The following is a 26,912-nucleotide window of genomic DNA, read 5'->3' on the forward strand; positions in this document are numbered from 1 at the left end:
CCGATCCGCGGCTTGCCGCGGATCGCCAAAAACCAGGAGCCGCTTCGATGTCGCAGCGCAATGATCTGACGATCGATGAAGTCGTGGGGGATCCGATGATCCGCATGCTGATGAAGGCCGACCGTGTCGACCCACGGTCTTTCGAGGCGATGCTGCGTGCGCTGGCGGATGAGCAGGCCGAGCGCCGCAATGCGCCGCGTCGCCCCCTGCAAGATTTCGGCTTTCTCGAAGATTCCGGCTCAATGCGCAGCCGGCGGCTGTCCAGGGTGGCCAAGGCCTTTGGCCGGGCCAGAGCATCGGGCGAGGCGTGCATCTCATGGTAAACTTCTTCATTCATCGTCCGATCTTTGCGTCGGCGATCGCCATCATCATGGTGCTCGCCGGGGGGATCTGTTATTTCCTGCTGCCCGTCTCGCAATTTCCCGACATCACGCCGCCCCAGGTCGTGGTCAGCGCCCATTACCCGGGCGCCAGCGCGCAGGTCGTCGCCGACACGGTGACGACGCCGCTCGAACAGCAGATCAACGGCGTCCAGGGCATGACCTATATGTCGTCGTCGAGCTCGAATGACGGCTCGTCGACGATCACCATCACCTTCGACGTCGGTTATGACCTGAGCACCGCCGCCGTCGACGTCCAGAACCGCGTTTCACAGGCGGCTTCCTCGTTGCCGGCCATCGTCAACCAGGGCGGTGTGACGATCAAGAAACAGAACCCGAACTTCGTCCTGATCGTCGACCTCACCTCGCCGGACGGTTCCGTCAACCCGGTCGCGCTGAGCAACCTCGCCTATCTGCAGGTGGTCGATCCGCTGAAGCGCCTGCGCGGCGTCGGCGACGTGCAGATTTTCGGCGAGCGGCGCTATTCGATGCGCATCTGGCTCGACCCCGACAAGCTCGCCAATCTCGGCATTACTGCCGTCGACGTGCAGAACGCCGTCGCCGAGCAGAACGTCCAGGTGGCGGCCGGCAAGATCGGGCAGTCGCCGGCTCCGGCCGGCACCGCCTTCGAGATGCAGGTCAACGCCGTCGGCAGGCTGAGCGATCCCAAGGAGTTCGGCGACATCGTCGTGCGGGCCAATACCGCCAACGGCTCGCTAGTCCGGCTGCGCGACGTTGCGCGCATCGAGCTCGGCGCGCTGCAATATTCGTCGTCGGCCTTCTTCGGCAAGGATCCGACGGTGGTGCTCGCGGTCTACCAGATGCCGGGCTCCAACGCGCTCGATCTGCAGCAGCGCGTCAAGGACAAGATGCAGGAGCTGTCGGCCCGTTTCCCGAAGGGCGTCAGCTACGCCATGCATTACGATACGACACGTTTCGTTTCGGCCTCGATGCACGACGTGCTGATCACGCTCGGCGAAGCGCTGGTCCTGGTCGTCGCCGTGGTGTTCATCTTCCTGCAAAGCTGGCGCACCACGATCATCCCGACGATCGCAATTCCGGTGTCGCTGGTGGCGACGCTGGCCGTCATGCATATGCTTGGCTTCTCACTGAATATGCTCAGCCTGCTCGGCATGGTGCTGGCGATCGGCCTTGTCGTCGATGATGCGATCGTCGTCGTCGAGAATGTCGAACGCCAACTCGAGGCTGGCCTCAAACCTCTGGCTGCCACGCGCACGGCGATGGCTGAGGTCACCGGCCCGATCATCGCCACGACCGCCGTGCTGATGGCCGTGTTCGTGCCGGTCGCCTTCATTCCCGGCGTGTCCGGCCGGCTCTACAACCAGTTTGCCCTGACGGTGGCGATCTCCTTCGGCATTTCGGCCTTCGTCTCGCTGACGCTTACCCCGTCGCTCAGCGCCGCCTTCCTGCGCCACCGGCCGGAAACGCAGTTCGTGCTGTTCCGCTGGTTCAACATGGGCTTCGAACGGCTGGCGCATGCCTATGCGAATGGCGTGCGCATTCTCATCCGCCTGCGCTGGATCATGCTCGGCGTGTTCGCGGCCGGACTTGTCGCGACCTATTTCGTCTGGCAGCGCCTGCCCTCGACCTTCCTCCCGGTCGAGGACCAAGGCTATTTCTTCGTCGTCATCCAGCTCCCCGACGGGGCCTCGCTGGAACGCACCGACGCCGTGGCGCAAAAGGCACGCGACATCCTGCAGAATACCCCCGGCGTCGACATCGTCGGCTCGATCAGCGGCTTGAACTTCCTGACCAGCGCCGCGCAGTCGAACTCGGCGGTCGAATTCGCCATCCTGAAGCCATGGGACGAACGCGGCCCCGACCAGAGCGCCTCGAAGCTCGTCGCTGACGTGCGCAACAAGCTGCTGCAAATTCCGGAGGCTTTTGCGCTGAGCTTCGACCCGCCGTCGATCCCGGGCATCGGCACCACCGGTGGCTTCGAGTTCCAGGTCGAGGACCTGACCGGCCGCGGCAGCGTGGCGCTCAACGATGCGACGCAAGCGGTGATTGCCGAGGCGCGCAAGCAGCCCGAGCTCAACCCGCAGCAATTGTTCTCGTCGTTCTCGACCTCGACGCCGCAGTTCAACTACGATCTCGATCGCGCCAAGGCGAAGCTGCTCGGGCTCAACCTGCCGGACGTCTTCAATACGCTGCAGATCTATCTCGGCTCGCTCTATGTGAACGATTTCAACCTGTTCGGCCGCACCTTCCGGGTGACGATCCAGGCCGACAAGGACTCTCGTGCCGGCCCGGCCGACATTTCGCGGCTCTATGTCCGCAATGCTTCGGGTGGCATGGTGCCGCTGAGCACGCTGGGCAAGCTTGTGCCCATCGTCGGCCCCGAGACCGTGCCGCACTACAACAACAATGCGTCGGCCCTGATCAATGGCGGCGCCGCGCCCGGCTTCTCGTCCGGCCAGGCGGTGGCGGCAATGGAGCGTGCCGCTGCCACGGCGTTGCCGAGAGATTTCGGCTACGAATGGACTGGCATCACCTATCAGGAGCTCAAGGCGGGATCGATCGCATCCGTCGTCTTTGGTCTCGCGATCGTCTTCGTCTTCCTGATCCTCGCCGCGCAATATGAGAGCTGGGCGATGCCGTTCATGGTGCTGCTGGCGGTGCCGCTTGCATTGTTCGGTGCGTTCGTCGTGCTGTGGCTGCGCGGCATGCAGATCGACGTCTATTCGCAGATCGGCTTCGTCATGTTGATCGGACTGGCGGCCAAGAACGCGATTCTGATCGTCGAGTTTGCCCGGCGCCGGCGCGAAGAAGGCCTCAGCATCGTCGACGCCGCGATGGAAGCGGCGCGGCTTCGGCTGCGACCGATCCTGATGACCGCCTTCGCCTTCATCCTCGGCGTGCTGCCGCTGATGTTCGCTACAGGTGCAGGTGCCGCGAGCCGGCAGTCGATCGGTACCACCGTCTTTGGCGGCATGGTCGCGGCGACGATCCTGTCGCTGGTGTTCGTGCCGGTCTTCTATGCGGTGATCGAGCAGCTGCGCGAGCGCCGCAGCGAGGGCGAACCGGTCTCCGAAGCGACTGAACAACCAACTGCCGAACCCGCCTTCGAGCCATTGGCCGAAGCGGCTGAATAGGACTGGAGAATTGATCATGCGTAAATGGAAAATCGCGCTGGGAACGGCCGTCGCCCTTGGGGCGATTTCAGTGGCGAGCGTTCACCTGCTCGACATGGGCAGCCTCAGCCTCAACGCCGGCACAGCCGGGGCGGCGACACCCAAGCCGGAAGCCTTTGTCATGCCGGTGCCGGTGGTGAGCGTCGTCAAAAAGACGATCCCGATCTATCTCGACTATGCCGCCCGGGTGGAGCCCATTCGCAGCATCACGCTGCAGGCGCGCGTGCCGGGGTATCTGCAGGAGCAGGTCGCCACCGACGGCAGCGACGTTGCAAAGGGCGACCTTCTCTACAAGATCGCCCCGGAGGATTTCCAGGCTGCCCTCGAGCAGGCGAAGGCGCTTATCCAGCGCGACACGGCAACACTCGACTATGCGCGCTCCAATCTCGGGCGCGGCAGCGAGCTCGCCAAGAGCGGCTATCTCGCCAAGGACGTGTTCGACCAGCGCACCAGCACCTTGCGCGAGGCTCAGGCTTCGCTCGCCGTGAATCAGGCCGCCTTGCGGACCGCAGAGCTCAATTTGAGCTATACCGAAATCCGTGCCCCGTTCGCGGGACGCATCGGTCGCAGCCAGGCTTCCGTCGGAACGCTGGTCAGCGTTGCCGGCACCGTGCTCAACTCCCTGGTGCAGCTCGATCCGATCTACGTCACCTTCAATCCGAGCGAGACCGACCTGACGCAGATCGAGGAAGCCCGGGCCGCGGGACCGATCAGTGTCGACGTCCTGCTTCCCGGTGAAACGGAACCGCGCCAGAAGGGCGATCTTACCTTCATAGACAACACGATCGATCGCTCGACCGGCACGATCACGGCACGGGCGACGATCGGCAACGGCAAGTTCACGCTGCTGCCCGGCCAGTATGTCCGCGTCAGACTGCACGTCAAAGAGCAGCCCGATGCGCTGATGGTGCCGCAGACGGCACTCGGCTCAGGCCAGCTTGGCAAATACCTCTATGTCGTCGGCAAGGACAACACCGTCGACCAGCGTATCGTTTCGCTCGGACCGACCAATGGCGATCAGGTCGCCATCTTGAGCGGTGTGGCCGAAGGCGACCGGGTGATTACCGGCAATCTGCAGAAGATCGGCCCGGGAATGCCGGTCTCGCCGCTGCCCGAGAAACCGGCCACCTGATAACCCCCATCAGGTCCGGTCCCGCGGCGCCCTCGGCTCCCACGCCAAGGGCGCCGTTTTTGCTGATAGTTTCGACACGGTCGATTCAAGCCGTCGCGCGAACGGCGGTTCTGGCGACGATGGCAGCATAGAGGCGCTCTCTAGCTGTGAAACAGTTTGTGGATCAGCAAACGGCGATATCCATCCAGCCGACGGCTTGTCGCGGCTGCACGTATCACTCGCGCGAAGGCCCGCTTCGACCCTGGATGGATGGACTGCTGGATTTAGGCGGCATAAGCCAGGTCAAATCCTGAGCCTGGCGCAACGGTTTCGCCGGTCAGGCCGCCTGCAGGATCTGGATTCCGTGGCGTCCGGTAAGCTCGATCACGCGGTTAATCATGTCAGCGGTCGGCGGGCCGGAGGGCGCGTCCTTGGATGCAGCCTCTTCGAAGAATGCGATCATCTCGTAGTCGACGATCGCCATGAATATAACCGGCACGGGACCAGCATTGCGATAGCCATGGGGCGCCTTGCCCGGAATGGTGACGACATCACCGGGTTCCACCTCATATTCTTGCGCGACACCATCGATCACTGTCCACATCGTGAGAGTGCCCTCGAGAATGCGGAAAATTTCCGCGGAAGGATGCGTGTGGGGCGGCGTGCCGCTTCCAGGAGGTACCGTGACGTCGATCACGTTGAGTGCCGTCCCAGCGAGCTTTGCCCGGACAGCGACCTGATCGCCCATCACCCAGAAGCCTTGAACCGAATCGGCCCGATGGACCGTCGCTTTGGTCTTATGCCAAGTCACTTGCTTTTCCCTTTCGAACAGCGCCCTGCTGCGATTTTGCCGCATTGAGCAAGGCGCGAATTGCCCAGGCGGCTGCCTCTCCGGCCTCACGGCCGGTAAGACCCCAGTAGTCTTTCATCGTCTGCCAGGCAGTGGCGCTGAACAGGAGCTGGATCACGGCCTCAAGCTGGCGCGCCGCTTTCGGGTCCATTCCGTTTGCGACTTGCGAAAGGCTGCTCCGAAAGGCACGTTGCCGCTCACTATTGGCTTGCAGGCGCATCTCGCGCCCGGTAGCACTCGCATGCGAGGCCCTGACTACGCCCTCGATTGCGTCCAACGAGGCGAAAAGGTCGGGAGGAAGATCGATCAGATCCTGCTCCCGCTCAGGCCAGAACCGCACTCCCAGCGAGGCATTGGTGCTGGCCCAAAAGGCTTCCAGAAGCGCTTCCTTCGTCGGGAAGTGGCGGAAGATCGTCCTTCGGTTCACGCCCGAAACCTCGGCAACCTCATCGAAGCCAAGGAGGCTGTACGGATTTTGCTCCAGGATCGTTCGAATGGACGCGAGGATGCGCTCGCGCGTCGCCTGCGCCTGCTCCGCCCGCAGCGGGCTCTCGTATTTCTGAGTCATCATTTGTGAATTCATGTCACTGCTAGTGACACAAAGGTTCCCAGTCGTCAATGGACATTGCGAAGGCTACGCACCAGTCCGTTTCCCGCTGCGAGAAGCCAGCTGACGCTCAGCGAGGCGAGCGGGAAGGCTTGCATGGCCAGGCTGGCTGAGGCCGGAAGAGCGCCAATGTCATGCAGGATCGACAATCCAGAAATTCCTCTTGTTAGATTGTCGACAATCTGCTTGTGTCGCTTTTGGTCTCGTGGAGCAGCCGGATGGCAAAGCTGGATTTCAATCCGATCGCCGATACGACACGCAGGGCAGAGATCGTCGCGCTGCTCCGGCGGGCGATCCTGACCGGCCAGCTGGAGCCGGGGCAGAAGCTCAACGAACTCAGGATTTCCGAGCAGATGCGGGTGAGCCGCGCGCCGCTGCGCGAGGCGATGCGCGAACTGGTGCAGGAAGGCATCCTGACCAGCATCCCCTACGCCGGAACCTTCGTCATCGACGTTACCGCCAAGGATATCGACGATGCCTATTCGCTCAACAAGGTGCTGGACGAATTCGCCATCGCGCGGACCTGGCCGCTTCGCGACCAGCGCTTCTTCGACGAACTCGACCGGCGCCATGCGGCGGTGAAGCAGGCGACGCGCGAACTGGACACGACGCGGCAGATCGAAACGGCGCTGCAACTGCATGGCCTGATCCACGAATGGGCCGACAATTCGGTGCTGCTTGAAACGTGGCAACGGCTGACCAGCCGGCTGCAGATGTATTTCGCGTTGCACCAGCGGGCGCGCAACGAGCCGGTGCCTGCCGAAGATGCTCACGAGACCTATGTGCGGCTGCTCAAGGGCACCGACATGCGCGCCGCCCAGCGCCATGCCAAGGAGCACATCAATTTCGATTTCGAGGCATTGCTCGCCTATGCGCGCGGGCTGGAGCAACGCGGCCCAAATGACGCTAGTCGTGCAAGTCTGACCCGCGGCCGGCCCGAAACCGCCTGATGAGCCCGATAAGTTTGGTGGGCCACCCTTAATATCGCAGATAACGGACAGAAAACGTGCAGATCAAAACCATCAAAGCCTACCATGTCGTCCAGCCCTTCGTTGACGGGCCTTATCGTATGTCCAAGGGGCGCGTCGCCGATGCGTTCGACGCGGTGATCGTCGCCGTCACCGCCGATAGCGGGCTCACCGGCTGGGGCGAGATGGCGCCGCTCGGCAATTTCTATTCGCCGGCCTTCGCCGCCGGTACGCGCGCCGGTGTCGTCGAGATCGCGCCGTATCTCATCGGCCATGATCCACGCGGGCTTGCCAGTATCAACAGGCTGATGGATACCGTGTTCAAGGGCCATCCCTACATCAAGTCGGCGCTCGACATGGCGTGCTCGGATCTTGCGGCGCGCGCCGCCGACGTGCCGCTGGTGACACTGCTTGGCGGACGCGAAAGCGAGACTGCCGAACTCTACAAGGTCGTCACCCACGGCACGGTCGATGCGATGGCAGCACTTGCCAAGCGCATCGTCAACGACGGCTTTCACCGGCTGCAGGTCAAGGTTGGCGGCAACGTCCATGACGACATCGAACGCGTCACAGCCGTCGCCGCCGCGGTGCCGAAGGGCACCGTCATCTTCTGCGACGCCAATGCCGGCTGGACCCCTTACCAGGCGCGCCAGTTCGCCGATGCGACGCGCAACATCGACTATACGTTCGAGCAGCCCTGCACGACGATAGACGAATGCATGTCGGTGCGCCGCTCGCTCGACAAGCCGATGGTGCTCGACGAATCCGTCGCCTCGCTGGATGATATGCTCGACATCCATCGCAAGGGCGCCGCCGACGGGCTGACGCTGAAGATCTCGCGGCTCGGAGGAGTAACCAAAACGCGCCAGATCCGCGACCTTGCCGTCGACCTGGGCTTCATGATCACGGTCGAGGACACTGGCGGCGCCGAGATCGACACATCGGCCATGGCGCATCTGTCGCTGTCGACGCCGGAGGAGCGCCGGCTGCACGCCATCGCCTTTCACGAATGGGTGACGGTGCGCACCGCATCCAACATGCCGCCGGTTTCGGGAAGCCGCATGGGCATTCCGGACGGGCCGGGACTCGGTATCGATGTCGTTCCCGACCTGCTCGGCGCGCCCTTCTTCGAGATCGGCAGCTGAGCGAATAAGGCTGCACCCAATCAACCTGAATATGCCGCGTCCTTCTGACTGCAGAGGCACGGCCGTGTGGATTGACCGCTCATCCAATCGTCTTCGGCCGATTGCAGGGCGACAATGCCCAATTGCCGGTTGAAATATTTTTCATTTGGAAATAGAAATGTTCAAAACGCTGATTTGGACGCTGCGGCGCGTCAGGAACTGGAGGAAGCGACATGTCCCATCCGCAATTTGCAGCGGAACTTCTGCAGCGCGCTGAACAGCAGGGACCGATCACCATCGGGCTTGCCGGCGCCGGGCAAATGGGCACCGACATCGTCGTCCAGGTCGCGCTGATGCCGGGCATGCGGATCGGCGCTATTTCCGAAGTCAGGCCGCAGGCAGCGATCGACGCGGCGCTGCTCGCTGGCCACGACCGTTCCGACATCGTCCAGGCCGGCAATGCGGCAGCGATCGACCGCGCCATCGAGGCCGGCAAGATCGCGGTGACCGAAGATTTGCATGCGCTGGCGGCGGCCGGCCGTATCGACGTCATCATCGACGCGACGGGCAATCCCAATATCGGCACGCTGTTCGCGCTCGAAGTGATGAAGAACGGCAAGCACATCGTCATGCTCAATGTCGAGGCCGACATCACCATCGGCCGTTTCCTGAAGGACGAAGCGCGCAAGGCCGGCGTCGTCTATACCGGTGCGGCCGGCGACGAGCCGGCCTGCACGCTGGAGATCATCGGCTTTGCCAAAAGCCTCGGCTTCAACATCATCGCCGCCGGCAAGGGCAAGAACAATCCGCTGAAGATCGACGCCATGCCGGCCGACTACGAGAAGGAGGCGGCCGAGCGCAACATGAATGCGCGCATGCTGGTCGAATTCGTCGACGGCTCGAAGACGGCGATCGAAATGGTGGCGATCGCCAATGCGACCGGGCTGGTGCCCGACGTGCCGGGCATGCACGGCCCGACCGCGACGCTGGAGGAACTGGCCAGCGTGCTCTGCCCACGCGAGGACGGCGGGGTGCTGCATCGCAAGGGCGTGGTCGACTATTCCATCGGCAAGGGCGTCGCGCCCGGCGTGTTCTGCATCATCGAGACCCGGCATCCGCGCGTGCTGGAGCGCATGATCGACCTCAAGGTCGGCAAAGGCCCCTACTTCACGATCTTCCGGCCGTATCATCTGACCAGCCTGGAAGTGCCGCTGTCGGCGGCGCGTGCCGTGGTCTACAAGCGCGCCGACATGGAGCCGCTCGACCGTCCGGTCGCCGAGGCGGTGGCGGTTGCCAAGAGCGATCTTGGCGTTGGCCAGTCGCTTGGCATGATCGGCGAGAACGACTATCGCGGCTTCGCCATGACCTGGGACGATGCACGCGCCCGCGGCGCCCTGCCGCTTGGCCTTGCCGAACGCGCCAAGGTGGTCAAGCCGCTCAAGACCGGCGACTTCCTGACCTATGAAAATTGTGTACCCGACGATTCGATGGTGATAACCCAGATCCGCCGCCGTCTCGACCAGTCGGACGGACGGTTCGTTACAAACGCAGCCTGACCCCGCCGGATCTCCGCCTGATGGACGATGTCGTAATCGGGATCGACGCCTCGACCACGGCCGTGAAGGCAATTGCCTTCACCCGCGACGGCGAGGAGCTGTTCCAGGCGCGCGAGCCGTATCCGCTTTCAAATCCGAAGCCCGGCCATTTCGAGCAGGACGCCGAACATTGGTGGACGGCGCTGCTTGGGGCATTGAAGCAGGTCACCGAGGCGGTCGGCGCTGCGCGGGTGGCGGCGATCTGCATCGCTCACCAGCGCGAGACCTTCACTCTGGTCGACAGCGCCGGCAAACCACTCATCCCGGCGATCCTGTGGCTCGACGAACGCGCCCGGCCTCAGGTTATCAGGCTTTCGGCCGAACTCGGCCGCGAGGCGATCCGCGACTGGAGCGGCAAGCCGCCGGACCCGACGCCGGCGCTCTACGCCATTGCCTGGCTTGCCGAGCACCAGCCGCAAGTGCTTCACCAGGCAGCGGCGCTGGTCGACGTGCACGGCTTCTTCGTTCAGCGGCTGACCGGGCGATTGGTCACCAGCACCGCAAGTGCGGATCCGCTCGGGCTGCTCGACATCGAGAAAGGTACCTGGCATACCCGCCTCGTTGCGGCCGCCGGACTGGAGATGGAGCAATTGCCCGAGCTGGTCGCGCCGGGCGCAATTTGCGGCGGGCTTTCCGCAACCGCGGCGCAGCTGACCGGCCTGAAGGCTGGCACGCCGGTTGTGGCAGGAGCCGGTGACGGGCAAGCTATGGGCCTCGGCATGGGCGTCTATGGTGAGGGCAAGAGCTATCTTTCGCTCGGCTCCGGCGTGGTCAGCGGCTGCTATTGCGGCAAGGTGAAAACCTCGGACGCCTTTCGAACGCTGGTCTCGCCGACCGGCTCCGGTTTCATGCTGGAGACCGTGCTGCGCTCGGGCATGCAACTGGTCGACTGGATCGTTCGCACGACCGGTTCGCCCTCGGCGGCAGCGCTGGAGAACGCGGCGCTGGATGTTGCCGCAGGCAGCGACGGCCTGCTCATCATGCCCTATTGGGCCGGCGTCATGAGCCCCTATTGGGACGGTGCGGCACGCGGCGCCATTGTCGGCCTGTCGCTGGACCACCGGCCGGAGCATCTGTTCCGCGCTGTCCTGGAAGGCATCGCCTTCGAGCAGGCCGTTGCCACCGAGGCCATGGAAGCCCAGGCCGGCGGCAAACCGGTGGCGATGATTGCCGCCGGCGGCGGCACCAATTGCGCGCTGCTCATGCAAATCATGGCAAGCGTGCTTGACCGGTCGCTTTCGGTTTCGCCGGTCAACGAAGCCGCCGCACTCGGCGCTGCCATGCTGGCGGCCTCGGCTGTCGGCTGGTTTGCCTCGCCGGAAACCGCAGCAAAGACGATGGCCGCGCAGCCGTCAAGACAGGTCGACCCCGTCAAGGCGCTGGTCCCGACCTATCGCGCCCGCAAAGAAATCTACCGCGACCTCTATCACGCGACGCGGGACATCCACGCGCGGCTGGATGAGGTTGGGTAGGTTTAGTTAGCGAGATGCTGGCGGGACAGCGCCCCCCTCTGTCCTGCCGGACATCTCCCCCTCTTGGGGGGAGATCACGCGCTCAGCCGCGTTCGCCAATCTCCAACGTTGCAGGATGAGCGCCGGCGCCAAAGCTGCCAATCTCCCCCCAAGAGGGGGAGATGGCCGGCAGGCCAGAGGGGGGCGCGAAGGATCGCTACAGAATTACGGATGCTGCATTTGAGATCAGACTGAGACCTGCGACCCAACAGATATCAGCGGCCCAGTAAGCCCTTCGCCGCGTCTTCGTCGGTGATCAGAACCGATACCTTGGTGTTGGCGAGCGCCGCCCGCATCACCGCAACCTTCTCACTGCCTCCCGACACCAGGATGATGCTCGGGATATCCGACAGATCCTGCAGCGGATAGGCACAGACGCGGCGGTTGACCTCGTGGTCGACCGGGCGGCCCTCGGCGTCGATGAAATGACACAGAATATCCCCGACGGCACCGGCCGCCTGCAGTTCCTCGAGTTCGCTTGGCTTGATGAAGCCATAATTGGCGATCGGGCTGTCGTTGGAAAACGAGCCGACGCTGAGCACGGCGATGTTTGCCCGGCGTGCACGGAAAACGACGTCCTGAACGCTGCGCTGGCTCATGAAAGCGTCGCGCTGCTCCGGCCTGTCGGCATAGACCGGCACCGGCAGCAGGAAGCACTCCGCACCGATCTTTTCGGCGAAATCCCAGGCGCTTTCTGTCGGGTTGAGCGGCTGGGCATGGGTGAGGCCGCCAAGCATCGAAACCACCGTCGTCCTGGCGATGGGCCGCCGCGGCAATTCATTGATGGCGAATTTCAGTGTCCGCCCCCAGCCCAGTGCGATGACATCGCCGGCATTCACATGGTCGGCCAGGTAGGCGGCAGCGGCGTGCCCGATCATCAGCGGCGCATTGCTTCGGTCGGCCGCCGACGGCACGACCACGGCCTGGCTGAGCCCGAACCGCTGCTTGAGGCTTTCCTCCAAAATCACGCATTCGACGACGCTGTCGCGGATGCGAAACTGGACGACACCCTCTTCGCGGGCAGCGGAGAGAATGCGATGCACCTTGATGCGGCCGACGCCGAGAATTTCGGAAATCCGCTCCTGTGTAAGACCCTCGACATAATAGTGCCAGGCGGCGCGGGCCTTGAGTTCGGCGTCGGGGAAGCGCGCGGCTCTTTCGTTCTCTACGATCGTCATCTGTTTGCCTTGCCGCAGCCGCCGGCTCTGCTCATGATATTCCAATCCGGCGACTTCGAAATGCCCAAGATTTCGCAGACCTTGCGTAAGGCAAACCGGCGGACAGCGCAAACCCGTCGTCGAATGAAGCGGCAGGCCTTGACAATTTTCCGACGAACAGTTTAGCTGAACAAAATTGCATGTTAAAGATAAATTGTTCACAGGGAGGGGCCTGGTGAACAAAGTGGCCCGGTGATGCAGCGCCGGATTGCTGTGGAGGAGACAAAGTGGCTGTGAGCAACGACACAAGCGAGTTGAAGGCAGGCTCTGGCGCGCAGGCTACGGCGGGCGCAAGGTTTTCGGCTGTCTTTGCCGGAACCATGGGCCCGCTGATCGGGCTGGTTCTGCTGTGCCTGGCGCTCTCGCTGACCACCGACACCTTCCTGACCATCCGCAACATCCTCAACGTGCTCGACCAGGTCACCGTGCTCGGCATCATGGCGATCGGCATGACGCTGGTCATCCTGATCGGCGGCATCGACCTGTCCGTCGGCTCGGTGCTGGCACTGGCTTCCATGGTGATGGGTTTCGTCGCCCATCCGGACTATCTCAATCTCGGCCTGCCAATGGGCATTGCCGCAGCCCTCGTCGTCGCCGGTCTTTGCGGGCTGGTTTCGGGCCTGCTGGTGACGGTCACCAAGCTGCCGCCCTTCATCGCCACGCTGGCAATGATGTCGGTGGCGCGCGGCCTCGCCAACATGATCACCGACGGCTCGCAGATCGTCGGCTTTCCCGACTGGTTCACCAGCCTGTCGATCATCCGCCATTTCGGATTCCTGTCGGTCACCGTCGGGCTGATGATCGTGCTTGCCGTCATTTTCGCGATCTTCCTGAATTATCGCGCCACCGGCCGTAGCCTCTACGCAATCGGCGGCAGCGCCGAAGTCGCCCGGCTGTCCGGCATACCGGTCAAGTCGCTGACCAACTGGGTCTATGCGATCTGCGCCGTGCTCGCCGGTCTCGCCGGCATCGTGCTTGCCGCGCGGCTCGATTCCGTCCAGCCGAGCTCCGGCCTCGGCTACGAACTCGACACGATCGCCGCGGTGGTAATCGGCGGCGCCAGCCTGTCGGGCGGCGTCGGCTCGATCGGCGGCACAGCCATCGGCGTCCTCATCATCGGCGTGCTGCGCAACGGGCTCAACTTGCTCGGTGTCTCGCCCTTCATCCAGCAAGTGGTTATCGGCGTGGTGATCGCGCTGGCGGTGGCCACCGACACGTGGCGGCGCCGAGCACAATGAAGAATGGGGCACAATGAGATTCACCCGGATATTCGGGCGAAAACGGATCGGTGATCCGAAACTGGGAGTTGTTCGGCCAAGGGGCGCCGCGATGCGCGGGCAGGACAGATTGAACATCAACGGAGGAATAAACATGCTGACCAAACGTTCATTGCTGCTTGCCGCCGCGGCCGTCATCCCGCTGCTTAGCCTGTCCGATATGGCCTCGGCCAAGGAGGCCAAGAAGCTCGGCCTCGCCGTCGCCAATCTGCAGGCCGACTTCTTCAACCAGATCAAGCAGTCCGTCGAAGCTTACGGCAAGGAAAAGGGGATCGAGGTCGTCACCGTCGACGCCAAGGGCGATTCGGCGACCCAGGTCAGCCAGGTGCAGGACCTGATCACGCAGAACATCGATGCGCTGATCTACATTCCAGCCGGCGCCACCGCCGCCACCGTGCCGACCAAGACCGCCAAGGCTGCCAGCATCCCAGTCATCAATGTCGACCGCAACGCCGACGGCGCGCCCGGCGACACCTTCATCGCCACCAACAGCGTGGCCTCGGCCAAGGCGGTTTGCGACTACATCGCCAAGCAGGCCGGCGGCAAGGGCGAGCTGATCATCATCCACGGCCAGAAGGGTACGACGCCCGAGGTCGACCGCTCGAAGGGCTGCGGAGAAGCGCTGAAGGGCTATCCCGACATCAAGGTGGTCGGCGAATTGTGGAGCGAAGGCTGGCACCAGGACGAAGGCTTCAAGCTGACGCAGGATCTGTTGCAGTCGCATCCCGACGTGTCGATCGTCATCGGCCAGGCCGATGCGCTGGCGCTCGGTGCGGCGCAGGCCGTCAAGGTCGCCAATCCCGGCCACAAGGTCTGGGTTGCCGGCTTCGACGGTGACGTGGCGGCGCTCAAGGCACTGAAGGACGGCGTCTTCGACGTGACCGCGACGCAGCAGACCCAAGGCATGGGCCGGCTTGCCGTCGATGCAGCAATCAAGCTGGTGGCCGGCGAGACCATTCCCGCCGAACAGCTGCAGGATGCGACGCTGACCACCAAGGACAATGTCGAGCAGTTCATCGCCAAGCATCCCTGATTGAGACCAGTCCGGCAGTCGACGAGCGCAACGATGTCCACCGATCCTCGCCACACGCACAGCCTCCATAGCGGGCTCGTCGTCAGCGGCCTCTGCAAGAGCTACGGGCCGGTACAGGTCCTGGCCGATGCGAGCTTCGAGGTGCGGCCGGGCGAGGTCGTGGCGCTACTTGGCGAAAACGGCGCCGGCAAATCGACTGTCTCAAACATCATCGCCGGGTCGACCAAGCCCGATGCCGGCACCATCACCTGGCGGGGGAACCCTTATTCCCCCGCCAATCCTGCCGCGGCGATCGACGCCGGCATCGGCATGATCCACCAGGAGCTGAAGCTCTTGCCCGATCTGTCGGTCGCCGAAAACGTCTATGTCGGGCGCCTGCCGATGCGCAGCGGCCGCATCGACCGCGCGGCAATGAATGCCCGGGCATCGGCCCAGTTGAAGCGCCTCGGCCTCGATGTCTCTCCCGAGCGCAAGGTGCGCACGCTGCGTATCGCCGCCCAACAGCAGGTCGAGATCGCCAAGGCGCTGACGCTCAATGCCGAGCTGCTGATCTTCGACGAACCAACGGCAGCCCTCGGCGGCGAAGAGACGGAACTTCTGTTCCAGCAGATCCGCAAGCTCAAGGCGGAAGGCATGTCCTTCATCTATATCAGCCACCGGCTGGACGAGATCGCCCAAATCGCCGACCGCGTGGTGGTGATGCGCGACGGGCGCATCGTCGCCCGGCACGAGCGCGCCGACATTCCGGTGCGCACCGTCGTCGAGCAGATGGTCGGCCGCAGTGTCGAGCGGATGTTCCCTACGGTATCGGCGCCGGGCAACGACACGCTGCTCGAGGTCGAGAACCTGTCCTCGCCGGAACGCAGCTTCCAAAATGTCAGCTTTTCGGTGCGGGCCGGCGAAATCCTCGGCATTGCCGGGCTGATCGGCGCCGGACGCACGGAGCTGGTGCGGGCGATCGCCGGTGCCGATCCGATCTCATCGGGATCGGTGCGCGTCGCCGGCAAGCCGGTGCATCTCAATGGCCCGGCGGCGGCGATCAAGGCCGGCGTCGTTCTGGTACCGGAAGACCGCAAGGCACAAGGCGTGGTGCTCGACCAGACGATCGGCGAGAACCTGGCGATCGGCAATTTCGACCATGTCGCGCCGAATGGCTGGGTATTCCCGAAGGCGGTGCAGAAATTCGCCGAGGCTGGTATTCGCCGGCTCGGCGTCAAGGGCCGGCCGAACCAGGAGGTCAGCAAGCTCTCCGGCGGCAACCAGCAGAAGGTGATCATCGCCAAATGGGTGTCGCGCCCGCCCAAGGTGTTTATCCTGGACGAGCCGACGCGCGGCATAGACGTCGGTGCACGCGCCGCGATCTATGATGTCATCGCCGACCTTGCCCGCTCCGGCATGGCGGTGGTGGTGGTGAGCTCCGACCTCGAGGAAGTGCTCGGCCTGTCGCATCGCGTGCTGGTGCTGAGCCGCGGCCGGCAACGCGGCATTCTCGACCGCAGCGAGGCAAGCAACGTCGCCGTCATGGAACTCGCCACGAGCTAGGACGGCCCATCGAAACAAAGCGCAGCAGGTGGTATCCTCCCGGGCACCAGACCGCGCGGGGCGCCAGCAACAGAGTTGGCGCCCCTTTATTTCCGGAGGACGGCGGTTGGAGCAGAGGGACCGACGATGAAACTATTCGAACTTCATGGTGACGTGGCACTTGTGACAGGCGCCGGCAGCGGCATCGGGCAAGCAATCGCCATTGGGCTGGCCGAGGCCGGCGCCGACATCGCTTGCTTCGGCCACGCCTCCAAAGGCGGGCTGGAGGAGACCGCACACCAGATCACCGCATTGGGCCGCAAAGCACTGGTGCTGACCGGCACGGTGACTGCAGAGGCCGATCTCGCGGCCGCGATCGAGCGTACGGAGGCGGAACTCGGCGCGCTGACGGTCGCCGTCAACAATGCCGGAATCGCCGGAGCTGAGCCGGCAGAGACGCTGTCGCTGGAAAAATGGCAGAAGCTCTATGACGTCAATGTCAGCGGCGTGTTCCTGTCCTGCCAGGCCGAGGCCCGCGCCATGCTGACGCGACGCAAGGGCTCGATCATCAACATCGCCTCGATGTCGGGCTCGATCGTCAATCGCGGCCTGACCCAGGCGCATTACAATTCGTCGAAGGCAGCGGTCATCCACATGTCGAAGAGCCTCGCCATGGAATGGGCCGATCGCGGCCTGCGCGTCAATGTCGTCAGCCCGGGCTACACGCTGACGCCGATGAACAAGCGGCCGGAGGTCGCCGACCAGGTCAGGATCTTTGAGCGCGATACGCCGATGGGCCGCATGGCGGCGCCGGAAGAGATGGTCGGCCCGACCGTGTTCCTGGCCAGCCGCGCCGCGAGTTTCGTCACCGGCATCGACCTGATCGTCGATGGCGGCTTCGTCTGCTGGTAGGAGAAAAGATGCAGAAGCGATTCCAGGGAAAAACGGCGGTGATCACCGGCGCCAGCGGCGGCATCGGCGCGGCAATGGCCAGGCGCTTCGCGGCGGAAGGTGCCGCGGTCGTCGTCAGCGCCATCGACCCGCGCGTCGACGAGGTCGCCGCCGGTCTGAAGGCTGCGGGCGCCAGGGTCGCATCGCTGCGCATGGACGTGACCAAAAAGGACGAGGTCGTCGCCCTCTATGACCTGGCCGAGCAACAGTTCGGCCGCGTCGACATCTCCGTGCAGAATGCCGGTGTCATCACCATCGCCAGGATCGAGGCGATGACCGAGGGCGAGTGGGACAAGGTGATGGCGGTCAACACCAAGGGGGTGTTCCTGTGCTGCCAGGAGGCGATCGCGCGCATCCGCAAGCATGGCGATGGCGGCCGGCTGATCAACACCGCATCCGGCCAGGCGCGGCAGGGTTTTATCTACACGCCCCATTATGCGGCCTCGAAATTCGGCGTCGTCGGCATCACCCAGAGCCTTGCCAAGGAAGTGGCCAAGGAGAAGATCACCGTCAACGCGATCTGCCCCGGCATCATCGACACCGACATGTGGGCCTATAACGATGCCGCGTGGGGCAAGTTGATGGGCGACTACAAGCCCGGCGAGCTGATGGCCGAATGGGTGAACAACATCCCGATGGGCCGCGCCGGCAGCGGCGAGGACGTCTCCGGCCTGGTCAGCTTTCTCGCCAGCGACGATGCGGCCTACATCACCGGCCAGACCATCAATGTCGATGGCGGCCTGATCATGTCGTGAGATATGAAACAGGCCAACGTTCCATCCGCCGGGATCTGAAAGCCCTTCACTGCATTCAGGCTGCTCGGCCGGCCCGTGCCAATCCATGTTCCACGAGCCGGTCGATGATTTCGGAATAGCTGACGCCGCTTGCCGCCATTGCCTTGGAATACATGCTGATATCGGTGAAGCCGGGGATGGTGTTGATTTCATTAACCAGGAATTGCATGTCCGGTGTCAGGAAGAAGTCGATGCGCGCCATCCCATCACAGCCGACGGCTCTGAAAGCCCTTGCGGCTACATCCCGCATGCTTGCCTCGACCTCCGGCGGCAGTTCGGCCGGCACTTTCAGCACCGCGCCGTTCTCGTCGATGTATTTGGCATCGTAGCTGTAGAAACGGTGGCTTTCCGCCGGCACAATCTCGCCCGGCCGCGAGACGAACAGGTCGCCTGCCGGGTCCTCCAGCACGCTATATTCGATCTCGCGCCCACGAACGAATTCCTCGGCCAAGAGCTTGCAATCGTGCTGGAAGGCTTCAGCAAGCGCTCCATCGAATTCCTGGCTGGCATTGACCTTTCTGACGCCTACAGACGATCCCTGACGCGCCGGTTTGATGAAGAACGGCAGGCCGAGTTCGCTTTCCAGTGTAGCGAGGGCGGGCGCCGCTCCTTCATGAATCGTCACTGAGCGCGCGATTGGCAGCCCCGCCGCTTTCAGGAGCCGCTTGGCGATATCCTTGTCCAGCGCGGTTGCTGAACCAAGGATGCCGCAGCCGACGAGCGGCACCAGAGCCACCTCGGCCACCCCCTGTACCGAGCCGTCTTCGCCATGGGGGCCGTGCAGGACGGGAAACAGGATGTCGATCTTAGGCAGATCATAGGGCATGCCGTCGGCCGGGATCGCCATCATCCGTCCGCGCCCACCCGGAACCAGGCAAACTTCCGTGCCGCCCGCAGGTTTTGCGAGCGTACCATCCTGGAAGCTGCTCAGCAGCCACTGTCCTTCGCGCGTGACGAAGATTGGGACGGCATCGTATTTGGCGGACAGCAGCGCACGCGTGACATTGGTTGCTGAAAGCACCGAAACGTCATGCTCGGCGGAACGTCCGCCAAAGAGCACGGCAATACGCAGTCTGTTCAAGGAAGAGGTCATGAAAGCCTCGGATATGATCTGGTGTTGAAAAGGTCAGAAGCCGACGGCGATACCGCGGTTGGCGAAGAAGTAAGGAGCTTTGGTCTGCTGCATTGTATCGGTACCCTGTCCTCGCGGCTCGCATACGGGATGACTGGCAACCTTGGCTTTTTTCAAACCCATCTACGGGTCCATGCAAAAAGACAGGCCGTGAAATTGGCACCGGCGTTAATCGTTGCGCGACATGAACGTTGGTATATATAATTTCATCTCATGAAAGTGGCTCTGGGCGAGTTGCCGAGCCAACAGCCGAGATCATGGGACTTTGATGGTTTGCACCTCAAGACCGGCGATCGATCCGCGGATGACTGCTTCGGCAGCAATCCTTCGGCAGTCATGACGCGGCCGGTCCCCGCGCCGCATCTTCACCAATTTGGGCACCACCCCGTTTTGCGCCGGCATCCGCTTCGGCAGCATTGTGGCGCCTACGGCCTTGCGCAACGACCAGCTTTTCCAACACAATCAAAAAAAGACGCAAGAAGGGAACTAACGATAACGTCCACCAGAGCTTGACAGGAGAACAAGCATGTCACTTCGGAGCATGATTTCAAATTTCTCAATGGGAGCCTTAACACTTGCCGCCGCAAGTGCACTGATACCTTCGGCCTATGCGGCGCCGCCGGAATCCAACGACCCGATCAAGATCGCGCTGTTCGACTGGACCAGCGTCAATCTGAACGCCAAGATCCTCGGCGGCATCCTCGAAAAGCTCGGCTATACCGTCGAGTACCCGACCGCCGACTATCTCTCCAGCCTGACCACCGGCCTGACCAATGGCGACATCGATGTCGGCCTGGAATTCTGGGACACGACGGCCGGCGAGGCGATGAAGGCCTCGGACGCGACGGGCCAGACCGAACGCCTCGGCAAGCTCGGACCCAAGGCCAAGGAAGAATGGTGGTTTCCCGAATATATGAAAGAGAAATGCCCCGGCCTGCCGAACTGGGAGGCGCTGAAAGATCCGAAATGCGCCGAGGCCTTTTCGACGGCCGAAACCACACCGAAGGGGCGCTATCTCGGCGGACCTGTGACATGGGAAGGTTTTGACGACGAACGCGTCGAGGCGCTGAAACTGCCCTTCACCGTCATCCATGCCGGCACCGATGCGGCGATGTTCGCCGAACTGGACTCGGCCTATCAGCGCAAGGCGCCGATCATGCTGTGGATCTATTCGCCGCATTGGGCGCCGGCCAAATACAAGGGCGAATGGGTCGAATTCCCCGACTATACTACAGAGTGCTACACCGACCCGAAATGGGGTGTGAACCCCAACGCGAAATATGACTGCGGCAAGCCGCATGGCGAGATCTGGAAATATTCCTGGGCCGGCATGAAGGACAAATGGCCTGTCGCCTACAAGGTCGCGAAAAACTACACGGTCGACACCGACGAGCTCAACAAGATGAGCGGCGAGATCGATCTCGAAGGCAAGACGCCGGAAGACGTCGCCGCCGCCTGGATCGCCGCCCACGAAGCCGACTGGAAAGCCTGGGCCGAGTGACCGTCTGACTGGAAATCCGACGACCCGGCCATTCGTGGCCGGGTCTCGATCCCGTGCTCCAGAAGGACGATCGCATGACCGATACGATTGAACAGGCGGCGAAATCGGGCAACGATGCCCGCCCGATAAAGCTTGCCTGCCGCAATGTCTGGAAGCTGTTCGGGGCGGACGCGGCCAATTTCATCCGCCGGCGTGACGGCAAGGCCAGCCTGGCGGACATCGCCGCTGCCGGACTGGTTGGCGCGGTGCGCGCCGTCGATCTCGAAATCCGTCAGGGCGAGATCTTCATCATCATGGGACTTTCGGGGTCCGGCAAATCGACGCTGGTGCGCTGCATGTCGCGGCTGATCGAGCCGACCCACGGCAAGGTCGAGTTCGAGGGCAAGGACCTGCTCAAGATTTCCGATGCCGCGCTGATCGAGCTGCGACGCCACCGTATGGGCATGGTGTTCCAGAATTTTGCCTTGCTGCCGCATCTCAACGTATTGGAGAACATTGCCTTTCCCTTGGGCATCCAGGGGCAGGACCGGCCGACGCGCGAGGCGCGCGCGCGGGAAGTGATCGAGCTGGTCGGCTTGCGCGGTCGCGAGCATTTCTATCCGCGCGAGCTTTCCGGCGGCCAGCAGCAGCGTGTCGGCATCGCCCGCAGCCTCGCCACGAAGCCGGAAATCTGGTTCCTCGACGAGCCGTTCTCGGCCCTCGATCCGCTTATCCGCCGTGAGATGCAGGACGAGCTGATGCGGCTGCAGACCATGCTGCACAAGACCATCGTCTTCATCACCCATGATTTCGACGAGGCCATCCGGCTGGCCGACCGGATCGCCATCATGAAGGACGGCGAGGTCATCCAGATCGGCACGCCGGAAGAGCTGGTGGTCAACCCGGCGACCGACTACGTCGCCGAATTCACCCGCGACGTCGATCGCGCCAAGGTGATCTCGGCCAAAAGCCTGATGCGCGCCTGCGACGGCGCCGAACATGGCGGCAAGGTGGCGCCGGATGCCAAGATTGCCAGCTTCTCGGCAGACATAGTCTCTGCCGGCAAGCCCTTTGCGGTGGTCAACGGCACCGGCAAGCCGATCGGCGAAGTCACGCCGCAGGCGGTGATCGATCTTCTGGCAGGCATCGAGCGTCGTGGGGCCGGCACATGACGGTCACGGCAAGCGCCAGCGCAGCGAGGCCCCGGCCGGTTCAAACCTGGCTGGCGATCTGGGCCTGCGCGCTCGCCGCCGTGCTTATTGTCTTCCTGTTGCAGGAAAGCCTGCCCTGGGCGGTCAATTACCCGACCGACTCGACCGTTCCTGTCGCTGACTGGGTCAGTGCGCTCATGAACTGGGTGAAGTCGAACTTCTCCTGGCTGACCCGCTCGATCACCGCGGTGCTCGGCGTGCCGCTCGATTTCGCGCTCGGTCTTCTGGCCAAGAATTTCAAGATCGGCCATGGCGGGGATATGATCGTCTTGCCGCGCCTGTCCTGGGTCGGCGTCTGCGCTGCCGCCTACCTTGCCGGCCGCGCCGCCGGCGGCTGGAAGCTGGGTGCGCTGGTCGGCGGCTGTTTTCTCTACACCGCGCTGTTCGGGCAGTGGACCAGCGCCATGCTGACGCTGGGCTTGATCTCGATCGCCGTACCGTTTTGCATTGTCACCGGGCTGTTCGCCGGCATCTGGGCATGGCGCAAGCCTTGGGTGGAGAGGCTGTTGATCTCCCCTGCCCTCGATCTGATGCAGACGATCCCGACCTTCGCCTATCTGATCCCGATGCTGCTTTTGTTCGGCAACAGCCCGGTCTCGGCAATGATCGCTACGGCAATTTTCGCGACGCCGCCGATGGTGCGGGCGACGATGCTGGGCCTGTCGCGGGTGCCGTCGGAGATCGACGATTTCAGCGAGATGGCCGGCTGCACGGCACGGCAGAAACTGTGGCGGGTGCTGCTGCCGTCGGCGCGGCCGACATTGATGGTCGGCGTCAACCAGGTCATCATGCTGGCGCTCAATATGGTGATCATCGCCTCGATGATCGGCGCCGGTGGGCTCGGCTATGATGTGCTTTTGGCGTTGCGCGCGCTCAAGGTCGGCGAGGCCATGGAAGCTGGCCTCGCCATCGTCGCACTGGCAATTGCACTCGACCGGCTGAGCCAGGCGATCGCCCACAATCACGCCAAGGGCAATGTCCGCCATCAGCCCGGCACCAGCTTCTGGCGGCGCTATCCCAACCTGACGCTGGCCGTCGCCATCCTCGCCGTCACCACACTGCTCGGCCTGTTCGTGCCGGCCTTCGCCGCGGTGCCGAAAGCGATCACCTTCACCACCGCGCCTTTGTGGAAGGCGGCGGTGAACTGGATCACCATCAACTTCTTCGACACGATCGAGGCGTTCCGCGTGGCGCTGATCCTCAATGTGCTGAACCCGGTGCGCGCCTTCTGCGAGGGCTTTCCGTGGCTGGGCGCGGTATTCCTGCTCGGCCTTGCCGGATACCAGCTCGGCGGCTTGCGCCTCGCCGCCCTGGTCGCGGCATTGACAGCGTTCTGCGCCGTCACCGGCCTTTGGGAAAAGACCATGGCGACGGTCTACCTGTGCGGCATCTCGGCCTTTGTCGCTTGCCTGATCGGCATTCCGATCGGGCTGATGGCATCGCGCGGCGACCGCTTCGAAAAGATCGTCACGCCGGTCATCGACACGCTGCAGGTGCTGCCGTCGTTCTGCTTCATCATTCCGGTGGTGATGCTATTCAGAGTCGGCGACGTCACCGCGATGATCGCGACCGTCGCCTTCGCCGTGGTGCCGGCCATCCGCTACACCAATCACGGTATCCGGCAGGTGCCGCCGGCGCTGATCGAGGCGGCGAAGGTTTCCGGCTGCACCAAGCGCCAGACCTTCTTTCGCGTGCAGCTGCCGCTGGCGTTGCCGGAGATCATGCTCGGCGTCAACCAGACCATCCTGATGGCGCTGGCGATGATCATCATCTGCGCCATGGTCGGCACGCGCGATCTCGGCCAGGAGGTGTTCATCGCCCTGTCCAAGGCCGATTCCGGCCGCGGCATCGTCGCCGGCCTGGCCATCGCCTTCATCGGCATCGTCGCCGACCGGCTGTTCAACGCCTGGACGGCCAAGGCGAGAGCGAGGCTGGGATAGCCGGGAATAGGACGGCCTCAGGAAGCTGCCGCTAATGGCGCCCCGGTGACGAGTTACCGATCCCTACGCCTAACGACATAGCCCTTCGGGATTATTGCTCGCTCTTGCCTCACATCGTACGGCTGTCATGGGACGGGCAGGCTCAACAGGAGAGCGAACAATGTCTAAACGTGTTCCCTTTACTTCCGGTGATCTAAGAGATCATCAACGCGGCACCGATGACACCCTCGCAGGCGATCCAAATACAAACATCTTAATCGGCGATGCTGGCGGCAGCCTGCTCGATTTCTCGAGAGGCGGCAACGATACCTTTACGGAAACCGGAGCGCCGACCTACACCTTCTACGGTGACGCGGCTCGGAGCTTGTTCAATTTTGCTCGGGGCGGTGACGACACCTTCACCACGGGGCTTTCGTCCACCACGACCACTGCCTATGGTGACGCGGGCGACGATATGTCGGACCACAGCAAGGGCGGCAACGATACCTTCAACAGTGGATTGGCAAGGCAGGTAGTCGATACCTTCTATGGTGACGCCGGCGGCAACATGCTCGGCCATGCTCAGGGGGGTGACGACACTTTCCTGACCCAAACCAAACAAGGAGCCGACCACACCTTCTACGGTGATGCAGGCGGCGAGATGTCCGATCGCAGCAAGGGCGGCAACGACACCTTCGAGGGCTCGACAGAAGCCAATAACATTTTCTACGGTGACGCCGGCAGCAACATGTCCGGCAATGCGCAGGGCGGCGACGATAGCTTCACGGGCAAGAGCGATTCATTCAACACTTTCTACGGCGATGCCGGCGGCGACATGTCGGACGACAGTAGGGGTGGCAACGATACCTTTACGGGCCGCTCCTTTTCCGCCAACACTTTCTTCGGCGACGCTGGCGGCAACATGTCTGGCCATGCTCTGGGCGGCGACGACTATTACACAGACACGTTTGGGGATCTCGGGGGCAAAACTCTCTATGGCGATGCTGGCGGCGATCTTTCCGATTTTGCGACGGGCGGCAACGATACCTTCACGAGCGTGGGTGGGTCCCAGGTAACGTTCTACGGGGACGCCGGCGGCAGTATGCTCGACCATGCGCTTGGGGGCGATGACGTGGCCGTGCTGCAAGGCACCGCCCATAATGTGGGGTATGGCGACGCCGTGACGATGCTCGGCAACGCTATGGGCGGCAATGACACCCTGACCGGCGGCGACAAGAGCGCCTTTCCTGATGTTCTAAACGAGTTGTACGGCGACGCGCGCGCTATGTCCGGCTCCGCCCAGGGCGGCAACGACATTCTTACCGGGGGCCACAACAACGAAAGCGGCCAGGTCCGTAACTTCCTGTGCGGCGACGCTCTACAAATGTCCGGTTCGGCGAAAGGTGGAAATGATACCCTGTACGCTGGGAGCGCGGCACCCGGCTGCACGGTCATCAATGACATGTGGGGGGATGGACAACTGAGCGAGTTGGCTCAGGGCGGCGCAGACCAATTCATATTCAAGGATGATGGTTCAATGACGGTCGGAACCCAAAACACCATCTACGACTTCAGCCAGACCCAAGGCGACACTATCGTCTTTAGCGGCGTGGAGGGCGTGCAATCGTTCGATGATCTCACAATTGCGCAAAGTGGAACCGACACCATTATTACCGCGGGAGTCGATCAAGTTACTCTCGCAAACTTTGCGAGCCCGCTGACAACGAGTGACTTTTTGTTCGTCTGAAAGCGAAACCTTACCTGTTCGAAGGAGCTGGAATGCGGTGAGAGTTCGTTGAAGATGGTCGCGCGGCCGGTCGCCCCAATTCTGCTCGACCGGCCGATCGACAATCCAAGCCGCAGGTATGGCTCAAGCGGCCAGAAATCTCTCGGTTAATCGAGCCCAAAGCGCTGCGCCGACGGTCAAATTGCCGTCGTTGAAATCATATTTCGAGCTGTGCAGGATGGCTGAATCCTCGCCGTTGCCGAGGCGGAGGAAGCAACCGGGTTTGTGCTCGAGGAAATAGGAAAAGTCTTCGCTGCCGGGGATCAACGGGCAGACGGCCACCTTGTCCTGACCAACGAGTTCAACAGCGACGTCTGTCGCAAAGGACGTCTCGCTCTCGGAATTGACCACCACCGGGTAGCCGCGCTCGTAATCGATCTCGACCGTTGCGCCATGCGCCTGCGCCACAAGTGCTGCGATGCTGCGAATACGCTGCTCGAGCGTGTCGCGAATCTCGGCCGAGAAAGAGCGAACGCTCAGCGTGATCTCGGCGTGTTCCGGGATGACGTTGGAGGCCGTGCCGCCGCGAATGGTGCCGACCGTAACGACAGCCGTCTCGATCGGGTTGACGTTGCGCGACACCACCGTCTGCAGGGTCATGACGATGTTGGCGGCAGCGACGATCGGGTCGACCGTCAGGTGCGGACGGGAGGCGTGGCCGCCACGCCCGGCGATCTTGATGGTGACAGTATCGCTCGCCGCCATCAGCGGCCCGGCGCGCATCAGAAACGAACCCGCCGGCGCGCCCGGATGGTTGTGCAGCCCGAATATCGCATCGCAGGGAAAGCGCTCGAACAGGCCGTCGGCGATCATCGCCTGCGCTCCGCTTCCCTTGCCGGCTTCCTCGGCCGGCTGAAAAATGAGGTTCACCGTGCCGTTGAAATGCCGCGTGCGCGCCAGGTATTCGGCCGCGCCGAGCAGCATCGTGGTGTGGCCGTCATGGCCGCAGGCGTGCATCTTGCCGCTGGCTTGGCTGGCATAAGGGAGATTGGTCGCTTCGGTGATCGGCAAGGCGTCCATGTCGGCGCGGATGGCGATGCTGCGGCCGCTGCCCTGGCGCAAGCGGCCGACGACGCCGAGCCCGCCGACATTACGCGTCACTTCGTAGCCCCAGCTTTCGAGGCGTTCGGCAACGTATGCTGCCGTTTCGTGCTCCTGGAATGAAAGCTCGGGATGCGCGTGCAGGTGCTGGCGAGCCGCCGCAAGCTCGGCCGCCTTGTCGGCGAAGTCGGAAATATCGGCGAACTGGTTGGAGGTCTTTGGCATCGAAGGTCCTTTGCCGGCCGAATA

22 protein-coding genes are annotated in these 26,912 nt (G+C 63.1%); 16 read left to right on the forward strand and 6 right to left on the reverse strand.

Annotated elements, in window-relative coordinates; genetic code table 11:
• The first annotated feature begins 47 nt into the window (after positions 1–47).
• From RQ479_RS15270 to RQ479_RS15280, 3 genes are read left to right on the forward strand one after another with little or no spacing between them, the layout of a single operon-like run.
• Positions 48–323 carry a hypothetical protein gene (locus RQ479_RS15270; RefSeq protein WP_376705703.1) on the forward strand — a complete coding sequence of 92 codons (276 nt, stop codon included), beginning with the start codon at positions 48–50 and terminating at the stop codon, positions 321–323.
• Positions 317–3,496, forward strand: coding sequence for an efflux RND transporter permease subunit (locus RQ479_RS15275; RefSeq protein ID WP_376705704.1), 3,180 nt, complete (start codon positions 317–319; stop codon positions 3,494–3,496). The genes RQ479_RS15270 and RQ479_RS15275 overlap by 7 nt, the downstream gene beginning before the upstream one ends.
• A 16-nt stretch (positions 3,497–3,512) precedes the next feature.
• The gene (locus RQ479_RS15280; RefSeq protein ID WP_352466107.1) at positions 3,513–4,667 is read left to right on the forward strand and encodes an efflux RND transporter periplasmic adaptor subunit; all 1,155 of its coding nucleotides are present in this window, start codon (positions 3,513–3,515) and stop codon (positions 4,665–4,667) included.
• A 316-nt stretch (positions 4,668–4,983) separates the two neighbouring features.
• Here RQ479_RS15280 and RQ479_RS15285 read toward each other — a convergent pair whose 3' ends face one another.
• On the reverse strand, positions 4,984–5,394 hold the full coding sequence (locus RQ479_RS15285) for a cupin domain-containing protein (protein ID WP_376705705.1): 411 nt from the start codon (positions 5,392–5,394) through the stop codon (positions 4,984–4,986).
• A gap of 49 nt (positions 5,395–5,443) precedes the next feature.
• A complete protein-coding gene (locus RQ479_RS15290) occupies positions 5,444–6,115 on the reverse strand; it encodes a helix-turn-helix domain-containing protein (RefSeq protein WP_352466105.1) in 672 nt (223 codons plus the stop codon).
• A gap of 206 nt (positions 6,116–6,321) precedes the next feature.
• On the opposite strand from RQ479_RS15290, the gene RQ479_RS15295 reads away from it, so the two are divergent.
• The 4 genes from RQ479_RS15295 (at position 6,322) to RQ479_RS15310 (ending at position 11,262) form a co-directional block, all read left to right on the forward strand.
• Complete coding sequence (locus RQ479_RS15295) at positions 6,322–7,053, forward strand: GntR family transcriptional regulator (protein WP_376705706.1); 732 nt, start codon at positions 6,322–6,324, stop codon at positions 7,051–7,053.
• 56 nt (positions 7,054–7,109) lie between these two features.
• Positions 7,110–8,216 carry a mandelate racemase/muconate lactonizing enzyme family protein gene (locus RQ479_RS15300; protein ID WP_376705707.1) on the forward strand — a complete coding sequence of 369 codons (1,107 nt, stop codon included), beginning with the start codon at positions 7,110–7,112 and terminating at the stop codon, positions 8,214–8,216.
• Positions 8,217–8,428: 212 nt separating this feature from the next.
• Positions 8,429–9,751: an NAD(P)H-dependent oxidoreductase gene (locus RQ479_RS15305; protein ID WP_376705708.1), complete on the forward strand. Its 1,323-nt coding sequence runs from the start codon at positions 8,429–8,431 to the stop codon at positions 9,749–9,751.
• Between the two features lie 20 nt (positions 9,752–9,771).
• On the forward strand, positions 9,772–11,262 hold the full coding sequence (locus RQ479_RS15310) for an FGGY-family carbohydrate kinase (protein ID WP_376705709.1): 1,491 nt from the start codon (positions 9,772–9,774) through the stop codon (positions 11,260–11,262).
• 254 nt (positions 11,263–11,516) lie between these two features.
• Here RQ479_RS15310 and RQ479_RS15315 read toward each other — a convergent pair whose 3' ends face one another.
• Positions 11,517–12,479 carry a sugar-binding transcriptional regulator gene (locus tag RQ479_RS15315; RefSeq protein ID WP_376705710.1) on the reverse strand — a complete coding sequence of 321 codons (963 nt, stop codon included), beginning with the start codon at positions 12,477–12,479 and terminating at the stop codon, positions 11,517–11,519.
• A 266-nt stretch (positions 12,480–12,745) separates the two neighbouring features.
• Between RQ479_RS15315 and RQ479_RS15320 the strand changes: the two genes are divergently transcribed.
• The 5 genes from RQ479_RS15320 to RQ479_RS15340 all read left to right on the forward strand — a co-directional run bounded on the left by RQ479_RS15320 (position 12,746) and on the right by RQ479_RS15340 (position 18,055).
• Complete coding sequence (locus RQ479_RS15320) at positions 12,746–13,756, forward strand: ABC transporter permease (RefSeq protein WP_376705711.1); 1,011 nt, start codon at positions 12,746–12,748, stop codon at positions 13,754–13,756.
• A gap of 133 nt (positions 13,757–13,889) precedes the next feature.
• Complete coding sequence (locus RQ479_RS15325) at positions 13,890–14,828, forward strand: sugar ABC transporter substrate-binding protein (RefSeq protein ID WP_292653899.1); 939 nt, start codon at positions 13,890–13,892, stop codon at positions 14,826–14,828.
• A 33-nt stretch (positions 14,829–14,861) separates the two neighbouring features.
• Positions 14,862–16,370, forward strand: a complete 1,509-nt coding sequence (locus tag RQ479_RS15330; RefSeq protein WP_376705712.1) for a sugar ABC transporter ATP-binding protein — start codon at positions 14,862–14,864, stop codon at positions 16,368–16,370.
• Positions 16,371–16,496: 126 nt separating this feature from the next.
• Positions 16,497–17,261 carry an SDR family oxidoreductase gene (locus RQ479_RS15335; RefSeq protein WP_376705713.1) on the forward strand — a complete coding sequence of 255 codons (765 nt, stop codon included), beginning with the start codon at positions 16,497–16,499 and terminating at the stop codon, positions 17,259–17,261.
• Positions 17,262–17,269: 8 nt separating this feature from the next.
• Complete coding sequence (locus tag RQ479_RS15340; protein ID WP_376705714.1) at positions 17,270–18,055, forward strand: SDR family oxidoreductase; 786 nt, start codon at positions 17,270–17,272, stop codon at positions 18,053–18,055.
• A gap of 55 nt (positions 18,056–18,110) precedes the next feature.
• On the opposite strand, the gene RQ479_RS15345 is transcribed toward RQ479_RS15340, so the two are convergent.
• Positions 18,111–19,187 (reverse strand): D-alanine--D-alanine ligase family protein, encoded by a 1,077-nt coding sequence (locus RQ479_RS15345; RefSeq protein WP_376705715.1) that lies wholly within the window; start codon positions 19,185–19,187, stop codon positions 18,111–18,113.
• Positions 19,188–19,220: 33 nt separating this feature from the next.
• Complete coding sequence (locus RQ479_RS15350) at positions 19,221–19,349, reverse strand: hypothetical protein (protein ID WP_376705716.1); 129 nt, start codon at positions 19,347–19,349, stop codon at positions 19,221–19,223.
• 403 nt (positions 19,350–19,752) lie between these two features.
• Here RQ479_RS15350 and RQ479_RS15355 point away from each other — a divergent pair, with 403 nt between their 5' ends.
• The 4 genes from RQ479_RS15355 (at position 19,753) to RQ479_RS15370 (ending at position 25,583) form a co-directional block, all read left to right on the forward strand.
• On the forward strand, positions 19,753–20,727 hold the full coding sequence (locus tag RQ479_RS15355; protein ID WP_376705717.1) for an ABC transporter substrate-binding protein: 975 nt from the start codon (positions 19,753–19,755) through the stop codon (positions 20,725–20,727).
• Between the two features lie 74 nt (positions 20,728–20,801).
• A complete protein-coding gene (locus RQ479_RS15360) occupies positions 20,802–21,878 on the forward strand; it encodes a glycine betaine/L-proline ABC transporter ATP-binding protein (protein WP_376705718.1) in 1,077 nt (358 codons plus the stop codon).
• The gene (locus RQ479_RS15365) at positions 21,875–23,857 is read left to right on the forward strand and encodes an ABC transporter permease (RefSeq protein WP_376705719.1); all 1,983 of its coding nucleotides are present in this window, start codon (positions 21,875–21,877) and stop codon (positions 23,855–23,857) included. Before RQ479_RS15360 ends, RQ479_RS15365 begins: the two co-directional genes overlap by 4 nt.
• A 160-nt stretch (positions 23,858–24,017) precedes the next feature.
• Entirely contained in the window at positions 24,018–25,583 is a 1,566-nt protein-coding gene (locus tag RQ479_RS15370; protein WP_376705720.1) for a hypothetical protein, read from the forward strand.
• Between the two features lie 123 nt (positions 25,584–25,706).
• Here the strand turns inward: RQ479_RS15370 and RQ479_RS15375 are convergent, their stop codons facing one another.
• A complete protein-coding gene (locus RQ479_RS15375; RefSeq protein ID WP_376705721.1) occupies positions 25,707–26,888 on the reverse strand; it encodes a M20 aminoacylase family protein in 1,182 nt (393 codons plus the stop codon).
• Positions 26,889–26,912 lie beyond the last annotated feature (24 nt).

This window comes from Mesorhizobium sp. ISC25 (assembly GCF_042295465.1).
In the GTDB taxonomy this organism is placed as follows: Bacteria; Pseudomonadota; Alphaproteobacteria; order Rhizobiales; family Rhizobiaceae; genus Mesorhizobium.

Coding starts and splice junctions, on each gene's coding strand:
- RQ479_RS15270 (WP_376705703.1), top strand. CDS start 48: ATGTCGCAGCGCAATGATCTGACGATCGATGAAGTCGTGGGGGATCCG.
- RQ479_RS15275 (WP_376705704.1), top strand. CDS start 317: ATGGTAAACTTCTTCATTCATCGTCCGATCTTTGCGTCGGCGATCGCC.
- RQ479_RS15280 (WP_352466107.1), top strand. CDS start 3,513: ATGCGTAAATGGAAAATCGCGCTGGGAACGGCCGTCGCCCTTGGGGCG.
- RQ479_RS15285 (WP_376705705.1), bottom strand. CDS start 5,394: ATGGGCGATCAGGTCGCTGTCCGGGCAAAGCTCGCTGGGACGGCACTC.
- RQ479_RS15295 (WP_376705706.1), top strand. CDS start 6,322: ATGGCAAAGCTGGATTTCAATCCGATCGCCGATACGACACGCAGGGCA.
- RQ479_RS15305 (WP_376705708.1), top strand. CDS start 8,429: ATGTCCCATCCGCAATTTGCAGCGGAACTTCTGCAGCGCGCTGAACAG.
- RQ479_RS15310 (WP_376705709.1), top strand. CDS start 9,772: ATGGACGATGTCGTAATCGGGATCGACGCCTCGACCACGGCCGTGAAG.
- RQ479_RS15315 (WP_376705710.1), bottom strand. CDS start 12,479: ATGACGATCGTAGAGAACGAAAGAGCCGCGCGCTTCCCCGACGCCGAA.
- RQ479_RS15325 (WP_292653899.1), top strand. CDS start 13,890: ATGCTGACCAAACGTTCATTGCTGCTTGCCGCCGCGGCCGTCATCCCG.
- RQ479_RS15330 (WP_376705712.1), top strand. CDS start 14,862: ATGTCCACCGATCCTCGCCACACGCACAGCCTCCATAGCGGGCTCGTC.
- RQ479_RS15335 (WP_376705713.1), top strand. CDS start 16,497: ATGAAACTATTCGAACTTCATGGTGACGTGGCACTTGTGACAGGCGCC.
- RQ479_RS15340 (WP_376705714.1), top strand. CDS start 17,270: ATGCAGAAGCGATTCCAGGGAAAAACGGCGGTGATCACCGGCGCCAGC.
- RQ479_RS15345 (WP_376705715.1), bottom strand. CDS start 19,187: ATGACCTCTTCCTTGAACAGACTGCGTATTGCCGTGCTCTTTGGCGGA.
- RQ479_RS15350 (WP_376705716.1), bottom strand. CDS start 19,349: ATGGGTTTGAAAAAAGCCAAGGTTGCCAGTCATCCCGTATGCGAGCCG.
- RQ479_RS15355 (WP_376705717.1), top strand. CDS start 19,753: ATGTCACTTCGGAGCATGATTTCAAATTTCTCAATGGGAGCCTTAACA.
- RQ479_RS15360 (WP_376705718.1), top strand. CDS start 20,802: ATGACCGATACGATTGAACAGGCGGCGAAATCGGGCAACGATGCCCGC.
- RQ479_RS15365 (WP_376705719.1), top strand. CDS start 21,875: ATGACGGTCACGGCAAGCGCCAGCGCAGCGAGGCCCCGGCCGGTTCAA.
- RQ479_RS15370 (WP_376705720.1), top strand. CDS start 24,018: ATGTCTAAACGTGTTCCCTTTACTTCCGGTGATCTAAGAGATCATCAA.
- RQ479_RS15375 (WP_376705721.1), bottom strand. CDS start 26,888: ATGCCAAAGACCTCCAACCAGTTCGCCGATATTTCCGACTTCGCCGAC.